General features: G+C 65.4%; 16 protein-coding genes. 4 read left to right on the forward strand and 12 right to left on the reverse strand.

The features are described from left to right. The 3 genes from P4L93_03065 to P4L93_03075 form a co-directional block, all read right to left on the reverse strand. A partial coding sequence (locus P4L93_03065) for a DegV family protein (protein ID MDR3685928.1) occupies positions 1 to 691 on the reverse strand: 691 nt, incomplete at its 3' end. A gap of 21 nt (positions 692 to 712) precedes the next feature. Further along, complete coding sequence (locus P4L93_03070; protein MDR3685929.1) at positions 713 to 2329, reverse strand: DAK2 domain-containing protein; 1617 nt, start codon at positions 2327 to 2329, stop codon at positions 713 to 715. Between the two features lie 26 nt (positions 2330 to 2355). Continuing rightward, complete coding sequence (locus P4L93_03075; protein ID MDR3685930.1) at positions 2356 to 2706, reverse strand: Asp23/Gls24 family envelope stress response protein; 351 nt, start codon at positions 2704 to 2706, stop codon at positions 2356 to 2358. A 240-nt stretch (positions 2707 to 2946) separates the two neighbouring features. Here P4L93_03075 and rpmB point away from each other — a divergent pair, with 240 nt between their 5' ends. After that, entirely contained in the window at positions 2947 to 3135 is a 189-nt protein-coding gene (gene rpmB, locus P4L93_03080) for a 50S ribosomal protein L28 (protein ID MDR3685931.1), read from the forward strand. A gap of 91 nt (positions 3136 to 3226) precedes the next feature. On the opposite strand, the gene P4L93_03085 is transcribed toward rpmB, so the two are convergent. From P4L93_03085 to P4L93_03100, 4 genes are all read right to left on the reverse strand, one after another. Then, complete coding sequence (locus P4L93_03085) at positions 3227 to 4636, reverse strand: GAF domain-containing protein (GenBank protein ID MDR3685932.1); 1410 nt, start codon at positions 4634 to 4636, stop codon at positions 3227 to 3229. 430 nt (positions 4637 to 5066) lie between these two features. Then, positions 5067 to 5732, reverse strand: a complete 666-nt coding sequence (locus P4L93_03090; protein MDR3685933.1) for a thiamine diphosphokinase — start codon at positions 5730 to 5732, stop codon at positions 5067 to 5069. Continuing rightward, positions 5729 to 6316, reverse strand: coding sequence for an energy-coupled thiamine transporter ThiT (gene thiT / locus P4L93_03095; protein MDR3685934.1), 588 nt, complete (start codon positions 6314 to 6316; stop codon positions 5729 to 5731). Before thiT ends, P4L93_03090 begins: the two co-directional genes overlap by 4 nt. Positions 6317 to 6545: 229 nt before the next feature. Next, entirely contained in the window at positions 6546 to 7883 is a 1338-nt protein-coding gene (locus tag P4L93_03100; protein ID MDR3685935.1) for a PASTA domain-containing protein, read from the reverse strand. A gap of 108 nt (positions 7884 to 7991) precedes the next feature. On the opposite strand from P4L93_03100, the gene P4L93_03105 reads away from it, so the two are divergent. Then, complete coding sequence (locus tag P4L93_03105; protein MDR3685936.1) at positions 7992 to 8276, forward strand: zinc ribbon domain-containing protein; 285 nt, start codon at positions 7992 to 7994, stop codon at positions 8274 to 8276. Positions 8277 to 8440: 164 nt separating this feature from the next. On the opposite strand, the gene P4L93_03110 is transcribed toward P4L93_03105, so the two are convergent. The 5 genes from P4L93_03110 to metK all read right to left on the reverse strand — a co-directional run bounded on the left by P4L93_03110 (position 8441) and on the right by metK (position 14995). Then, positions 8441 to 9811, reverse strand: a complete 1371-nt coding sequence (locus tag P4L93_03110) for a transcription antitermination factor NusB (protein ID MDR3685937.1) — start codon at positions 9809 to 9811, stop codon at positions 8441 to 8443. Beyond that, positions 9808 to 10731: a methionyl-tRNA formyltransferase gene (fmt, locus tag P4L93_03115; GenBank protein MDR3685938.1), complete on the reverse strand. Its 924-nt coding sequence runs from the start codon at positions 10729 to 10731 to the stop codon at positions 9808 to 9810. Before fmt ends, P4L93_03110 begins: the two co-directional genes overlap by 4 nt. Before the next feature lie 26 nt (positions 10732 to 10757). Further along, positions 10758 to 11279, reverse strand: a complete 522-nt coding sequence (gene def, locus P4L93_03120) for a peptide deformylase (protein ID MDR3685939.1) — start codon at positions 11277 to 11279, stop codon at positions 10758 to 10760. 109 nt (positions 11280 to 11388) lie between these two features. Next, complete coding sequence (priA, locus tag P4L93_03125) at positions 11389 to 13632, reverse strand: primosomal protein N' (GenBank protein ID MDR3685940.1); 2244 nt, start codon at positions 13630 to 13632, stop codon at positions 11389 to 11391. 103 nt (positions 13633 to 13735) lie between these two features. Further along, positions 13736 to 14995 (reverse strand): methionine adenosyltransferase, encoded by a 1260-nt coding sequence (gene metK / locus P4L93_03130; GenBank protein MDR3685941.1) that lies wholly within the window; start codon positions 14993 to 14995, stop codon positions 13736 to 13738. 326 nt (positions 14996 to 15321) lie between these two features. On the opposite strand from metK, the gene P4L93_03135 reads away from it, so the two are divergent. Together P4L93_03135 and gltX are read left to right on the forward strand one after the other, a co-directional pair. Continuing rightward, complete coding sequence (locus tag P4L93_03135) at positions 15322 to 15768, forward strand: phosphate-starvation-inducible PsiE family protein (protein MDR3685942.1); 447 nt, start codon at positions 15322 to 15324, stop codon at positions 15766 to 15768. 62 nt (positions 15769 to 15830) lie between these two features. Beyond that, positions 15831 to 16870: glutamate--tRNA ligase (gltX, locus tag P4L93_03140; protein MDR3685943.1), on the forward strand; the 1040-nt coding region annotated here is incomplete at its 3' end.

Raw genomic sequence — 16870 nt, forward strand, 5'->3', positions numbered from 1 at the left:
ACACGCGCAGCCGGCCGCGCTGGCGGGACTCCTCTGCGACATGCAGCGCAAGGGCTGCGACGGCCTGCTGACGGCCTCGAACCTTCTTGAACGGCTCGATGATCCCGTCGGCGTTGACCTCGAGGACGGGCTTGATGTTGAGCAGCGACGCGGCTAGTCCGGTCGCTTTGCCTGCTCGACCGCCTTTGACCAAGTAATCGAGCGTGTCCAGCAAGAAGAAGAGACGGGAGGCGGCGGCGACTGCAATCGCGCGCGCCTCGATCTGTTCGGCGGTCATCCCCGCGTCCCGAGCCTCGACGGCGGCAAGCATGATCAGCGCAGTACCTTGCGAAGCGCGCTTGCCGTTTACCACTCGCACGTTGACGAGCGCATCCTTGGCCGCGAGCATCGCCGACTCGTACGTCCCGGAAAGCGCGGCCGATAGCGTCACGACGACGATCTCCTCGCAGCCCTCGGCAGCCAACTCGCGATAGGCGGCGGCGAACTCGGCCGGAGACGGCTGGGATGTGGTGGGAAGAGCCGTGGCGGCCTCGAGCTTGCGGTAGAACTCGTCGGGGCGCAGATCGATCCAGTCGCGATAGTGCTGGTCACCGAAGTGGACCGTGAGCGGCACCATCTTGACGCCGATGGCCTCAAGGTCGGTGGGTTCAATGTCGCACGTGCTGTCTGTGACGATACCGACCTTTGGCATGCGTGCTCCTATGTACGTTCGCTACTCGGCGGCCATGATGATCGGGTAGAGCGGCTGCTCGCCGCGGTGCGTTTCGATGTCGACGTCGTCGTGCACTTCTGCGATGCGAGCGGCCAGAGCGCAAAGCTGCTCGTCGGAGAAGCCCTCGCCCGCAAGGAGGGTCAGTGTCTCTTCTCCCCCGTCAAGGAGTATCTCGGCAAGCCTGGTTGCGACTTCGTCGACGTTGTCGCCGACAACCTCGATCTCGTGGTCGACGATGCCGATGACCTGGCCTGCTTTGATGGCGCCGACCTTGCCCTTGGCGTCCTTGACGGCGGTCGTGACCTCGCCGGTGCGCACACTCTCGGCGGCCTCCGTCATCGCCGCGACGATGGAGTCCAGGTCGCCGTCCTCGTCCCCAGCCAACAGTGCGGCGAACGACTGGGGGACCGACGTGGTCTGCACCACCGCGACGGGCTTGTCTGCGATGGACGCAGCAGCCGTGGCCGCCATGATGATGTTCTTGTTGTTGGGGAGCACAACGACCTTCTCGGCATGCACTCGACGAATCGCCTCGGCCAGATCGGCGGTCGAGGGATTCATGGTCTGCCCGCCCGAGACGACCTCGTCTACCCCGAGGGACTTCAGAATCTGAACGAGGCCCTCGCCCGCCGCGACGGCGACAAACCCGAGCGGCTTGCGCTCGCCGAGTGCCGACTCGTCCGGCTCGGCTGCGATGATCGCATCGCGCGTCTCGGCTTGGCGGCGCATGTTGTGGATGTGGACCTCGGCGATCTCGCCCACCGACGTCATGTGCGCGAGCACCGAGCCGGGGTCGTTGGTGTGAACGTGGACCTTAAACTCGCCATCGGCTCCGACAACGAGCTCGCTCCCACCAACTGAGGCGACGAAGTCGTGAATCTCCTCGGCCTTGATCTCGGGTCCGAAGAGCAGGAACTCGGTGCAGTAGAGATACTCGCTGTCGTCCCAGTCGTCGACGGGCACGACCTTGAGGCCACCTGCGGCCATCGAGACGTCGGCAATCTGGATCTCCTGGCCGAGCGCCGCCGCCACGAAGCCCTCGAAGAGGATCGCGAGCCCAAAGCCGCCCGCGTCCACGACTCCGTTGTCCTTGAGCACGGGCAGAAGCTCAGGCGTCCGTCGCACGGACTCAAAGGCGGCGGCACTTGCGCTGGACAGTGCTTCTTCGAGTGCCACATCGGCATCTGCCAGACTGCGCGCCGCCTCAGCGGTATCGCGAAGCACGGTAAGGATGGTGCCCTCCACCGGCTTTCGGACGGCCTGGAAGGCAACGGTGACCGAGCGCTCCAGTGAAGCGGCCAAGACTTCGGTGTCGTAGATCTCGGCACCGTCGACGCCCTCGCACAGGCCTCTCAGAATCTGGCTCAGGATGACTCCCGAGTTACCGCGAGCGCCCATGAGAGACCCGTGGGTGATCGCGTGGCACAACGCCTCGGCATCGACGTCAGGGCCCAGCTTGGCGACCTCAGCGACGACCACGTCCATCGTCAGGGACATATTGGTGCCCGTGTCCCCGTCGGGCACCGGGAATACGTTGAGTCGGTTGACCTCTTCTTTTCGGTCTTTGAGCGCCTGCGCAGCGGTGGACACGAGCGCAAGGTATCGAGATGCGGTCATTTGATCGGCTCCGAGGGTCTCGTGATTTACGGCGTGCGGACTTTGACGCCCTGCACGTGCACATCGACGTTGGCCACTCTGACGTCCGCAGTATTCTCGAGCACGTAGCGGACACGATTGGCGAGATTGTGGGAGACCTCGGCGAGGTTGGTTCCGAACTCGATGATGACGTAGAGGTCGGCAACGATTCCCTCGTCGGTAGAGACGACCTTGACTCCTTTGCGCAACTTAGCGGCAGGCAGGAGCTGCGCCACGCCGTCGCGGAGCGTCTGGCTCGCCATGCCGACGATGCCGTAACTCTCAAGAGCGGCATAACCGGACAGGTCGGCAAGAACGTCGTTCGCGATGTTCACACAGCCTGGAACAGGCTTGGGCATTGCTCAGTCCTCCTCGGCTAATACGTCGAAGGTGCTCGGAGTCAGCTATGGTGTACGCAGCGGCTACGCGCGACGCACCTCTACCAGAAGCCGCAATCCAGTATAGCGAAGCCGGCCCGCCGGGCTATGGCGGTGCGGTTCTTGTCGGCAGCTGAGAGCCTGTGTTAGCATTGCCTGCACTTTGCACTGGAATAGTCCCGGCCGGATACCCGGTCGTAACAGCCACAAGGAGCGTTCTAGATGTCTCAGGTTTGCGCAGTTTGCGGTAAGCACCCGGTCGCTGGCCGCAACGTCAGCCACTCGCACCGCGTGACCAACCGCGTCTTTCGTCCCAACATTCAGCGTGTGACGGCGGTCCTGAACGGTCACGTCAAGAAGGTCAACGTGTGCACCAAGTGCATGAAGGCCGGCAAGGTCACCCGCGCCTAGGTTCTCCCAGTTTCAAACTGCCGACGGCCGTCCCGATGGGGCGGCCGTTTCGCGTAGGCGAGAAGAATTGGCACCAGGCGCGCCCGAGCGACTACCCGGGGCGTGACGCGGCGATGCGGCCCGCCCCCAAGAGCTCGGTGAAGGTCTGCACTACGGCCGGGTCGAACTGAGACCCTGCGTGCTCGGTAAGCTCGGCGATCGCCTGAGAGCGCGTCAGGGCACTGCGGTACGGACGTGGAGAGATCATTGCGATGTAGGCGTCGGCGACGGCGAGGATTCGCGCGCCGATGGGAATCTGGGCGCCGGCGATGCCTCCCACATAGCCACCACCGTCGAAGTGCTCGTGGTGATGGAAGACGATCGGTACGGCTGCGCTCAATGCCGGCGCTTTGGCCAGGATCTCAGCGGCTATGACCGGATGGACCTTAAGGAGTCCCCACTCGACCGTCGACAGCTGCCTGTCTCGAACCGAAACGACGTCTCCTGCGGCGGTCATCCCGATGTCGTGCAGCAGCGCCGCAACGCGCAGTGCATCGAGCTCGGTGGGCTGAAGGGCCATCGCCTCGCCCAGCGTCATAGCGCAATCGAGTACCTTGTCGGTCGCGCCCAAGGAGTACGGATCCTTTGCCTCCATCGCGATTGCGAGTGCCTTGAGCGTGTCGAAGTACAGATCGCGGGCCACCGAAGCAGCACGTGCGTTGCGAAGTGCGACTGCGGTCGTGCGCCCGAGCGACTCGAGCGCCAGCAGATGCGACTGCGAGAAGCGCGCGTGGAAAGTTCGGCTCCCCACATTCAGAACGCCCAGGACGCCGTCATCGTCCGCGATCGGCACGCACACCGCCGAGCGAACCCCGTGGCGATGGCTGTTTGCCGAACTCGAGTTGTCCAGGTCCTCTACGACCAGCGACTGCTTGCTCGCAAGTACCCAGCCCGCAATCCCCTCGCCCTCCGCTACGTCAGCTACCTCGACGACGTCGGGCGGCAGGCCTCGCGATGCAGCGATGCGCATGCGCCCTTCGGCGCCCAGCAACATGACGCTTCCGGTTTGAGCGCCGCCCAGGGCCATCGCGCGATCGAGCGTCATGGAGATAACGTCGTCGGGATCGAGCATGCGTGCCAGATCGCGCGAGGTCTCGGCGAGTGCGCGCGCGGCGGCGGTCTCGGTCCGGGCGACCTGAAGCGCCAGCGCGCCGGCCAGAATCCCACGCATCGCTCCGGCAACCGGCGTGAGCCGCTCGGTGTCTGGACGCTTCGGACCCTTGAAGTCGACCGCAGCAACGCCCGTTGACTCGCCGGCGACCAGCGGTAGTGCGTAGCGCCACACGACGGAATCGGACTCTGTCGTGCGAACGCGAAGAATCGGTTCGAGCTGCGCGACCCCAAGCGTTGAGGCCGAGCCCAGGACGGTGCCCTCTATCGGCACTGGTGTGGAGTCCGGCCGAGACGGCCCCTCGGCGTGAATGAGCCGCAGTGTGCCGGTCGTTTCGTCTACCAGCCACACGTGAGCCGCGATAGCCTCGCCGGCCGACGATGCGTTGTCGAGCAGCGCACATACAACCTCGGATGGTTCGACGCCGCTGGGGAGCCGAATCGTGCGACGCTTGTCGGCCGAAGTGGTGATCGGTGCGACCGCGTGGAGCTGACTCGGTGGCTCGTAGTCGTCGCTTAGCGAGCTTGTGGCCGAGAAGACGCGAGTTGTGCACGCTACGCGGGAGTGTGAGCACGCGGACGTCGGAGAAAGGGCTGCGTTTGGGTCACTGAATCGCCAGCTCGCCACGGTACTCGTCCGAACTGCGCATGCGGGGAGCGCAGGCAGCATGCCCGGAAGCCTGCGGGAATCAGTGCGTGACTCAACATGCATGCGTCGTCCGGTCCCTAGATCTCAGCAGTACGCCAAGTATAGACCCCTTGTGCAAGGCTCGGCGGGCCACTCACGGTGCGCCCGACTGCGCGCCCGCAAACTGCGGAGCGAGTACCAGCAGGACGCCCTCGTGGACGGTCACAACGCAGCCGTCGTCGCTGGTCACGACGTTGCTCACGCCAAGCCCCGACAACGGGGACAGCATCGCCCGATCCAGCGGCCACTCCACGCCGGTTGCCGAGACCACCGCCGAGCCGATCAGCGCAACCAGTGACAACGTGGTCCCGGGCAGGCCCAGTCGCAGCTCGCAGCGGGCGTCGGTACACAGCACCCACGCCGCCAGCTGTGGCTCGACGATCGTAGGTCGCAGGTCCGCCGAGCGTGCCAGCGCTCCCATGACGGCGAGGGTGTGATCGAGACGTCCAGCTGTCGCGCACGTGACGACCACCCGCGTGGCGCCGGCGGCTCGTGCCTCTGTCAGGGCGAGCTCCAGGTCCGTCGCGTCCTTCTTGGCCGAGAACTCGACCACGCGAGTACCCTGCGATCGGAGCCACTCCAGCTGCTCGGCGGGCAAGGAATCGAAGTCACCAAGGACGACGTCGGGGGTAACGCCGGCGTCCAAGCACACGCCGCCGCCGCCATCCACAGCGATAACCAAGTCGCTCCCGGAGGCAAGTTGCGCGACAAGGGGCACCGACCCGGAAACCGGCGCTGCAGCGACCAAGAGTGCCTTCACAATGTCGGCACCGCCACGCGCGGCGTCGAAGGGACGGCCGTCTCAAGGGCCGGAAGCACGAGGGCGGCGCCAACGATGCAAAGGATCAGCGAGGGCACGAGGTAGCTCAGGTTGTAGACCAGCGAGTACAGCCACACGGCCTGGCCGGCTGGCGCGTTCTGCCCAAAGAAGATCACGCCGGACAGCCACGCCGCGCCAAAGCGCCCGACCCCGCCCAACAAGATGAACGGTAGCGCTGCAACAAGGCCGGTCTTGGGGTTCGCAAGCACCGCGCGCTTGTACACTCCCGATCCCAGACCGGCGAGCCCTACAGCCGCGAACGCGACCCCGTAGTCAAGTACAACCTGTGCGTAGGCGACGAAGAACGGCTCGATGAGGTAGTCGATCATGCCGAAACCAACTCCAGCGATCACCCCTGCCCAGACCCCGCGCCGAAGCGCGAGGACGAGGATCGGAAGCATCGCGAAGGAGATCGTGCCGCCAGCCACATTGATAGGTAGACGAGCGGCTACCAAGCTCAACACCGCCGACAGGGCGATCGTGAGCGCAATCTCGACCAGGGTGAGGATTCTTTGCGAGCGCATGCCAATCCCATCTTTGAGGGTGTTGGGAGCGCCGAAGATCTGGCGACATGACGCCTTCGGAGGCGTCGAGCCGTCGTGCGGGCCCCGCATTACCGGGACCGTCTTCTCGGTCGCAAAGTCGCCTCTGCCTCTCAGCCGCCGCGTTCTGGCAGCTCCCGACACGGTTTTCAGTTGGCAGCATTCTTGCCTAGATTGCGCCGACGCGCAATCGTGCAGGCGAGGATGCTCTCTAGCTGCCGGCAGGTTTGCGACCGTACAGAGCCCCAATGGAGCGGTAGATGGCGCGCGCCACCTCGTCCTCCCAGTTCGGGTCTGCGAACTTCGCCGCGTCTTCACGCGACGCATACGAGCCGAGCTGAACGCGCGACCACGGAGCGTTGGTCGCCCCGAGGACCGTGTCGGTCGTTGACGTCGACGACGAGACCGAACCGGCCTCCGTGGCGAGATCCGATGCGAGCCGAGACGCCAGCTTGGCCGACTCGGAGGCGTGCGGGAGGACCGGAGACGGAGAGAAGACGACCAGTCCGCCGGAACCCACATTGCTCGCCGACAGTCCGACCGCAACGGTTGAGGCGCCGTTGGCCGCTCGCTGAGCGCGTGCGGGTACGGCCTCGAGCGTGCTGGTGTCGGCGAGCGCGCGGGTGGTGCGCACGACCCCGTGCGACGCCTCGATGAGCGAACGAACGCGGCGCGCAACGTCAAGGGGCACGTCGCCTAAAGCGTCGTTGACCGGCGCAGGATCGAGTACGACGGTGACGCCGCGCATGTCGTACGGCAGAAGCAGTTGGGTGGTAGGCCCCGGAGAGGCGACGGTGAGCCGCACGATGTCGCCGGTGTGAACCGACTGGCCCGGTGCGGGGTTGCTTGAGAGCACGGTGTCGCTCGGCAGCTGCGATGGCTCAGTCTCGACGCGAACCTCAAGGCCCTTGGTCTCGAGTCGACCTTGTGCGAGAAGCAGCCCATTGCCGATCACGTCCGGCAGGGCGAATTGCTCGGTGCCCGTCGACACGATCACAGTCACGGTGTCGCCCTGCTTCAGCTGGGTGTTCGCGTCAGGCGTCTGGGACAGGACCGTCTGGGCAGGCTGCGTCGAGAACCGTTGCTCGGAGATGGCGAGCTTGAGCCCTTGGTCGGCCAGGCGGGTACGGGCAACGCCCACGTCGATGCCGGTCACCGAAGGCACGCTGATGGTGGCCAGCCTAGTGGACCAAAACCACCCGCCTATCGCGAGGAGCGCAATGAGTGCGATGCTGCCGAGCGTGATCCACACGGCACGAGGAATCAGCGGCGGCCGATCGAGTCGCGGCCGATCGAGTCGAACGGGCCCGAAGAACGCGTCGACAGCCTCTTGGCCTGGGTCGGTCAAGACCTGCGTCATGTGCTCGGGCGTGGCGTCGGCCTCAGAGTAGTCAGCGCGTTCGGCGTCGTGCGCCTCGCCGGCGTCCGTGGCGTCGTTGTCCGTGGCCTCAGACTCGTCCGTCTCGCTCACTTCCGCGGCGTCGCCGTCGGTTGAGGAATCGTCGAGTGAGTCGTCGCCATATAGGCTGTCTTGAGTGAATGTGTTCATAGCCGCATCAGTGTATACGAAGCGAAGTTGCCGCCTGTGGAGATGGTATGTAAGCTGCTTCTCCGCACTTCACGTGCCATCTTCCGCCCAAGAAGGAGCATTCATCATATGCCCGCATATGACTTCAAGTGCACCGAGTGCGCCGAGACGTTCGAGGTCACGCGCCCGATGAACGCCAAAGACGACGTCTGCTGCCCGTCATGTGGCGCACCAGCGCGCAAGGTCTTCTCCCCCGTCGGTGTCGCATTCAAAGGTACCGGGTTCCACAACACCGACTACCGGCCTCGTCCCAAAGAAGAGGGTTCCGAGGCAACTCCCAAGACGGAGGCGCCGGCCTGCCCGGCCAAGACCGAGGGATCGTCCACCTGCGCCGAGTGCCCCGCAGCAAGTTGAGTCCAATCCCCCGCACCCTCCCAAGCCAGCGACCAACGTGAAGAAGGCCCCGCGATTGCGGGGCCTTCGACGCTTCGAGCCCTAGGCGGGGCAGTCCACACGCGATATGTGTGGGATAGGGACCGTCTCGCGGCGGTAGCGCGGCTTACTTCAGAGTCGATCTCTCAGCGTGCGCTGGCATCGCGCACGAGTCGGGCCGCAAAGTGACCATCAGGGGCTCCGGAGACCGGGAACGAACTGAAGTACCCCTCAGCGGTGATGAACTGCCGCCAGACCTCGGGAACGCCGTCGCCGAGCATTTCGAGGCGGAACTCCCCTCCAAGCTCGGTCGCCAAGAACGACTCCACGACCTCGGCGTTCTCACGCCGGGCGACCGTGCAAGTGGAGTACACCACAACACCCCCTGAACGAACAAGCGAGGCCGCCTGCGCCAGCAGCTCCCCGCCGAGCGAACCCAACGCCTCGATATCGGCCGCTGCCACTCGCCAGCGCTTCTCGGGATGCCGGCGAAGCGTGCCCAGCCCGCTGCAGGGTGCGTCGATGAACGCCACGTCAACTCCTGCTGGCGCCGGAATGCCCGGAATCGCGGCGATATCTCGTGCGTCGCCAATCAGCGCGTGCACGCCGGGCACTCCAAATCGTTCGAGCCGCTGTTCGAGTAGGTGAGCCTTGAACTCGTGCAGGTCGACCGCGTAGATCTCAGCGGGGCCGCCCGCCGAGATGGCCCGGCCTTGGATCAGCATCGTCTTGGTGCCTCGGCCAGAACCGATCTCGACGATGCTCGAGCCCGGAAGCGCCGGCACGAGTCCCGCAACAAACTGCGCCGAGGCATCCGTGACCAGCGCAATGCCGTCGCGAATCGCCGAGCCGTTCACGGCGGCGGCGCCCTCGGCAAGCTCGAAGCAGCCGGGGACCGGACAGGAGACGACGGCCGTTCCGTCCTTCTGCAGGGCACCGCTTACTGCGCCTCGGTCTGGGGCGAAAGGATTGATCGCGACGTAGAGCGGCGCGGGCTCGTTGTTCGCCGCCAGCATCTCCGCAGCGTGTTCCCGGCCCAGCTCGTCGACCCACATCTCAGTGAGCCAGAGCGGGTGGCCGTACAGCCGCGCCAAGGCAGCGGTGTCGGTCTCCGGATCGCCCCACGGGAAGGTCTCGGCGTCTTCGCTTGCTCGGCGAAGCACGGCATTGGCCATGCCGGCGGCCTGAGGCCGCAGGCCGCGAACGAGTTCGACGCCCTGGTGAACCGCAGCGCGTGATGGCGTGTGCATGAACAGGATCTCGTATGCCGAGAGGCGCAGTGCATCTCGCACGCGCGGTTCCAGCTTCTTGCCTTCCAGATAGCGGTCGAGAACCTCGTCGAGCGTGCCCTCAGTCTGCAGCGTGCCGTACGCCAAGCGCGTGGCCAGACCGGCATCTGAGGACGACAGCTTGGAGCTGCGCAGTCGAGCGTCGAGCACTTCATGCGCGTAGCCGGTGCGCTCCCGGACGCGTGCGACCACGTCGAGTGCGGCCCGGCGAGCCATGCTGGCGGTCATAGTGCTGCTCCCCACTGCGCGGCATCGAGGTCGCGAACTCCGCGAGCCCACGCACACGCATCCATGACGACCTTGCCGTCAGGCTTGATCTCGGTCAGTTCGATGGCGCCATCGGCGACGCCGATCGACAGCGCGGACTTCGTGCAGGCGACTGCCCCGCGTGCAAGGACGACCTCGCCGGGCCTGGCCGCCATGACCGTAACGCCTCGGCTACCAAGAACAATACGGCTCGGGGCGGTGGGTGAAGACGCACGGACCCGGCGCAAAGCATCGACGGTCGTGAGATCAGGGCTCAGGGCAACGTCGTGCTTCGCGATCTTCTCGGCGTAGGTGACCAGGTGCTCGTCCTGGGCCGTCCAGATGGCCGATCCGTCCGCAATGCATGGGAGGGCCTGCGAAAGGGCCTGAGCTCCGAGTTGCGCGAGACCCTCCGTCAGCGCAACCGCGCCCTGGTCGTCGATGGACGTGCGGAGTTGCAGGCAGTACGGGCCAGTGTCCAGGCCCTCCTCCATCCGCATGATCGACACGCCGGCGAACTCGTCGCCGCACAAGATCGCGCGCTGGATCGGGGCGGCTCCGCGCCACCTCGGCAGCAGCGATGCATGCACGTTGATGGCGCCGAGTCGAGCGGCATTGAGCGCAGCGGAAGGCAGAATGAGGCCGTAAGCTGCGACGATGATGACGTCGGCACGGAGTCCCGCAAGCAGCGAAAGCGTGCCGGCATCGCGAAGTGTCGCCGGCTCGCGCACATCCAAGCCAAGCTCGAGAGCCGCCGACTTCACTGACGAGGGTCGTGTCTTGCCGCCTCGGCCGGACACAGCGTCAGGACGCGTGTATACGGCGACGACGTCATGCGCACCCGCAAGGGCGCGCAATGAAGGCACGGCGAACTCAGGCGTCCCCATGAAAACGACGCGCACGGACTCTCCCCCTCAACAAGGCGATTCTAGATGCTTGTCTGCCCAGGACGGGCGCCAGCCTCACGGGCCTCGCGGTAGCGCACCAGAGCGGCCTTGCGCTCTTCGGGTGTGGCGCGGTCGATGATCAGGACGCCATCGAGGTGGTCGATCTCGTGCTGGAGCAGCCGGGCATGAAAGCCGTCGGCCTCGATTCGCACCGGGTTGCCGTTGAGCGAGAGTGCCTCGCAGACGATGCGACTGGGTCGCTCGATCGGTACGGATATCCCAGGCAGCGAGAGGCATCCCTCGTCGTCGATTTCAAGCTCGTCGCCACGCTCGACCACTTGCGGATTACACAGGGCGATGACGCCGCGCTTCTCCTCGTCGATGTCGTAGACGATGACGCGCTTCAAAACTCCCACCTGCGTAGCGGCCAGCCCGACGCCGGGCGCCTCATACATGAGGCGCGCCATCGTCTTACACAGCTCGCGCAGGTCCTTCTCCTTGGTCGGATCGACCGGAGAGGCCACCTGCTTGAGCGCAGGATTGGGGTGCTGAAGTACGTCCATACGGAGCGGTCCTCGGTTCTACGCGTGGGTGAGCTTGCTGCGAGGCAGGCGGCCTCCTGTATGCAGCAATCATACCAGCCGACACCGACACGCCAGGGCCTGGCAGTGCTCAGAGCAGGTCGAGAGGATCTATGTCGCAGGCTACCAAGACGCCTGACGACTTCGGCTGTGCCTTGAGCGCGGCCCGAAGGGCGGGGGCAAGCACCGCATCAGGCGGAGCCTTCAGCAGCAGATGCCAGCGCCAGACGCCCTTAAGCCGCGAGAGCGGTGCGGGACTCGGACCGAGCAACTCCCAGCCGGGCTCAAGGTGAACGGACAGTGCCGCCGAAAGCGCGTCGCACACACGCGCCACCTCGGCGCGGTCCTTGCCCCACGCCAACACGTTGGCCAGACGGCCGTAGGGCGGGTAGCCCGAAGCCAGGCGCTCCGCCTCCTCAAGGTCGTAGAAGATGCTCGGGTCGTGTGCTGCAGCGGCACGAATAGCCGGGTGATCGGGCCAGTACGTCTGCACGATGACATGCCCCGGCTCACGTCCGCGTCCTGCTCGGCCAGCGACCTGTTCGAGGAGCTGGTACGTGCGTTCTCCGGCTCGGAAGTCCGGGAGATGCAGAGTCGTGTCGGCGTTGATCACACCGACGAGCGTGACTTCGGGATAGTCCAGGCCCTTTGCGATCATCTGCGTGCCGAGAAGCACCCCGGAGCTCAGCGCTTCGAACTCGGCAAGCGCGCGCTCGTGTCCCCCTTTGCCCAGCGTCGTGTCAGCGTCCATACGAACGATGGGCAGATTCGGCAGCAGGCTGCCGAGATCTGCCTCCACGCGCTGCGTGCCCGCACCGAACTGCCTCAAGTACGGACTGCCGCACCGGGGGCACTTGGCAGGTACCGGTCGCACGGCACCACAGTGATGGCACACCAGCCTCTTGCCTACGTCGTGGTACGTCAGTGACGTCGAGCAGGCCTCGCATTCGGGGACGAACCCGCATTCGCGGCACAAGAGGAATGACGCAAAGCCCCGCCGGTTCAAGAACAGAACGGCCTTCTCGCCCCTTTCGGCGACGCGCTGCAAGCCGGCAATCAGTGGCCGAGAGAACATCGAGCGGTGCCCATCGGCGAACTCGGCGGTCATGTCCACGACCGTCACAGGGGGCAGCGGCCCCCCAGTCGCTCGCTCAGCCAGCTCGATGCGTGTCCACTCGCCCGTCTCGCAACGGTGACGCGACTCCATAGAGGGGCTGGCGCTGCCCAGCACGAGCGTGGCCCCGGACTCGCGCGCGATTCTCGCCGCCACGTCGCGGGCGTGGTAGCGCGGGGCGGAACTCTGTTTGTAGGAGCCTTCGTGCTCTTCGTCGATGACGATGAGCGCCAGGTTGCGTAGCGGCGCGAAGAGCGCAGACCGCGCGCCAACGACGATTCGCGCCTCACCGCGTCGCACCATGTCCCACTGGTCGAAGCGTTCGCCCGCCGAGAGCCGAGAGTGCAGAACTGCTACTTCGTCGCCAAAACGCGAACGAAAGCGGCCGACCGTCTGCGGAGTAAGCGAAATCTCGGGCACAAGCACGCAGGCGGTTCCGCCGCACCCCAGCGCCTTCTCGATGGCCTGTAGGTACACCTCGGTCTTGCCCGACCCCGTGACGCCGTCGAGCAACAGTACGTCGCCCGCGCCTCTCTCCATTGCCGAGGAGATCGCCGCAAGCGCATCGGTCTGTCCGTCTGTCAGTTTCAGTGGGCGCGGGGCGGACTTCTCCCGCACATGCGCGTCTCGATGCCGTCGCCGCCGCTCGATCTGGACCGCTCCGGCCTCGGCCAGGCGCTTCAGGGCACCATCGACCGTCCCGAGGTCCGCGGCGAGCTCGGCAACTCTCACGGGACCCGCACGCAGGGCGTCGAGCAGCGCTCGCTGCAACGTAGCGCGCGCAGAAGGCTTGAACTCGTTTGCGCCCGGGGCCAACATCGCCCATCGGTCGTCGACTGGCCCGACACCAGCCCGACGGAGCGTCCAAGCCTCTCCCGTGTCAGTGGCAACCTTGATCGCCCGTGGAGCCCCTCCTGGAGGCGTGAACAGCCTGACCGCCTCAGACAGCGGGCACACGTAGTTCTCGGCAATCCAAGCCGCAGTCACGGCGCCGACCGAATCGAAGTACGGGCCACCCAGCAGCGAGACGAGCGGTTTGAGTCGGTCGAAGCTGCTCTCGGCGACAATCTCGACGACGTAGCCCACAGCAGGCCGATTCGCGAAGTCGACGAGCACGCAGGAGCCCACCTCAATGCCCGCGAGTCCCTCAGGGATGAGGTAGTCGAACGGAGCATCGAGCTCCCTGGTGGCTATGTCGATGATGACCCGCGCGACGAGCAATCCATGCCCCCATTGAACTCTGCGGTGAGTGATGCTTGCTCAGCATACAGAAGGCCACCGACACGCTATCGCGCCGGTGGCCTTCGAACAGTGCGAGTCGAAGCTACTTGACGAGGCCTGCGGCCTCGGCCAGTGCGGCAGCGCGGTCAGTGCGCTCCCACGTGAAGTCCTTATCGGCGCGACCGAAGTGGCCGTATGCCGAGGTCTTGCGATAGATCGGGCGACGCAGATCCAGGTCGCGGATGATCGCCCCGGGGCGCAGATCGTACGTCTTCGCGACCGGAGCCTCGATGTCTTCGACCGGTACCTTCTCGGTGCCGAACGTCTCGACCATGACCGACAGCGGGTGCGCGACGCCGATGGCGTAGGCGAGCTGGATCTCGGCGCGGTCGGCCAGACCAGCCGCCACGATGGTCTTGGCGACCCAACGAGCGGCGTATGCGGCCGAGCGGTCGACCTTCGTGCAGTCCTTGCCCGAGAACGCGCCGCCGCCGTGGCGACCCATTCCGCCATAGGTGTCGACGATGATCTTGCGACCGGTCAGGCCGGTGTCGCCCATAGGGCCGCCGATGACGAAGCGGCCGGTCGGGTTGACGTAGATGTCGGCGTCCGTGTACTCGAGGCCCTCTTCGTCGAAGACCGGCTTGATGACGTGCTCGATCAGGTCGGGTCGCAGCAGATTCTCGATGTCCACGCCGTCGGCGTGCTGCGTCGAGATGAGGATCTTCTCGATCGACACGGGTTTGTCGTCGACGTACTTGACGGTCACCTGAGTCTTGCCGTCGGGGCGCAGGTAGTCGAGCACGTCGGCCTTGCGAACCGCCGTCAGGCGCTCGGCAAGGCGCTGCGCGAGGTAGATCGGCATCGGCATGAGCGTCGAGGTCTCGTTGACCGCATAGCCGAACATCATGCCCTGGTCGCCGGCACCCACGAGGTCGATCGGGTCGACGCCCTCGCCGTGCTGTACCTCAAAGGACTCATCGACGCCCTGCGCGATGTCGGGGCTCTGCTCGTGAACGCCCACGAGCACGCCGCAAGTCTCGCCGTCGAAGCCGTACTTGGCCCGGTTGTAGCCGATGTCCTTGACGACGTCGCGAACGATCGTTGGGATGTCGACATAGCCGTGCGTGCGAATCTCGCCACCGACGATGATCTGGCCGGTCGTGGTGAAGCACTCAACCGCGCAGCGAACGTACTCAGGGGCGGCTTTGGAGCCTGCCGACGTCTCGAAGCCTTCTGCTGCCAGCTCCGCCTCCCGTGTGATGATCGCATCCAAGACGGCGTCAGATAGCTGATCGCACATCTTGTCCGGGTGACCCTCGGTCACAGACTCCGATGTGAACAGGTACTCGCGCTTGGGCACTTGAACCTCCTTCGTGGCAACCGCGTGAGCGGCCGCTGTCCGTTGCGGGGCAACAAAAAAGCCCCCGCCTGGGCAGACTGGGGGCTTCGCTGAAGGCGCATACCGGCACGCGCGCAGCTCTTCCCTCATCTTCCAGGCCATTTCGCCTGCCGAGATGTGGCACCGTGCGGCGCTTTGGCCGTCGGTTGCCGGGGTGTCTACGGGCTCGGTCCCTCGACCCTCTGCAGCTGGCGCGCAGCTGCCTCTTGATGAGCTTGCCGAGTGTATACCACGCCTCGGCTCCTCGCCAAGAGCCACACGCGGCGAGGTCGGGTAACATGGAAGCCATGGATAAGCCGAAAAGCAAAGCGATGGACAAGTTCGTCGAGATTCTGCACTGGGGAATCATCGGCATCGAAGTGCTCGTCGCGGTCGCCCTCACCGCACTGGCATTGGGCGCGCTCGCGTCTCTGGGAATCCAGATGTGGTTGGCGGCGACCGCGGGAACTCCCCTGACTCACGGCGAGTTCACGGCGGTCTTGGCAGAGGTGCTGCAGGTCTTCATCCTCGTCGAACTCTTCCGCGTCACGATCGCGTACATGAAGCACGAGAACGTGATTCCGACCGTCCTCGAGGCTGCGCTGGTTGCGGTGGCTCGAAAGTTCATCGTATTCGAGGGCGCTGCGAACTACCTAGCCACGGCCGCCGGCATGGCGGTACTGCTGCTCGCGGTTGCGATCGCGTGGTGGCTGCTCACCAAGTCCAACGCGTGTGCGATGGACCTGGACACATAGCAACCTCGAGCCACTCTCGTCGAACACACCATCCCCGTCCCCGACCGACTCCTAGGAGCATCGTGACCGACAACGTCCGAGTTCGATTCGCCCCGAGCCCCACGGGCCATCTGCACATCGGTGGCGCCCGCACGGCGATCTACAACTGGGCGTTCGCCCGGCATCTCGGTGGCACGTTCGTCCTCCGCATCGAGGACACCGACCCCGAGCGGTCGACCGAGGCCAACACCCAGGCGATCATCCGAGCTATGAAGTTCCTTGGGCTGGACTACGACGAGGGCCCGGAGGTTGGCGGCGAGTTCGGCCCGTACTTCCAGACGCAGCGATTCGATCGCTACGCCGCCGGTCTGGAGCAACTCAAGTCCACGGGGCACGCCTACCCGTGCTTCTGCTCTGCCGAGACCCTCGAAGCCAAGCGCGCCGAGGGCAGGGAGCGGGGCGGCTTTGCCGGCTACGACGGCACCTGCCGCTCTCTAAGCGTCGAGACGGCCCAAGAACGCATCTCGGCCGGTGTGCCACACGTCTGGCGCCTCAAGGTGCCTGAGGACCGCGGCGACATCACCTTCATCGACGCCGTTCGCGGCGAGACGACGTTTGCGGCGGACAACGTCGACGACTTCGTGTGCGCCCGAACCGACGGGTCGCCCACCTACAACTTCGCGGTTGTCATGGACGACGCCGACATGGAGATCACCCACGTGATCCGCGGGGACGACCACCTTTCCAACACTCCCAAGCAGATCGTCGTCTACGAGGCACTAGGCGTGCCGGTGCCCAGCTTCGCGCACCTCTCGATGATATGGGGCCCGGACGGGAAGCGGCTGTCAAAGCGCCATGGGGCGACAAGCGTGGAGGCCTACGCCGAGATGGGCTATCTGCCCGAGGCGCTGATGAACTACCTGGCTCTGCTCGGCTGGTCGCTAGATGGCGAAACCACCATCATCGACGCCAAGACGCTCACCGAGAGCTTCTCGCTGGACAGAATCTCCCGAAACCCCGCCATCTTCGATGTCGAGAAGCTCGACTGGATCAATGGCGTCTACATCCGCGAGATGTCGCCGGCGCAGTTCGTCGACCGCATCGTCCCGTGGTTGGAGGCCGC

Source organism: Coriobacteriia bacterium, assembly GCA_031292615.1.
Taxonomy (GTDB): Bacteria; Actinomycetota; Coriobacteriia; order Anaerosomatales; family JAAXUF01; genus JARLGT01.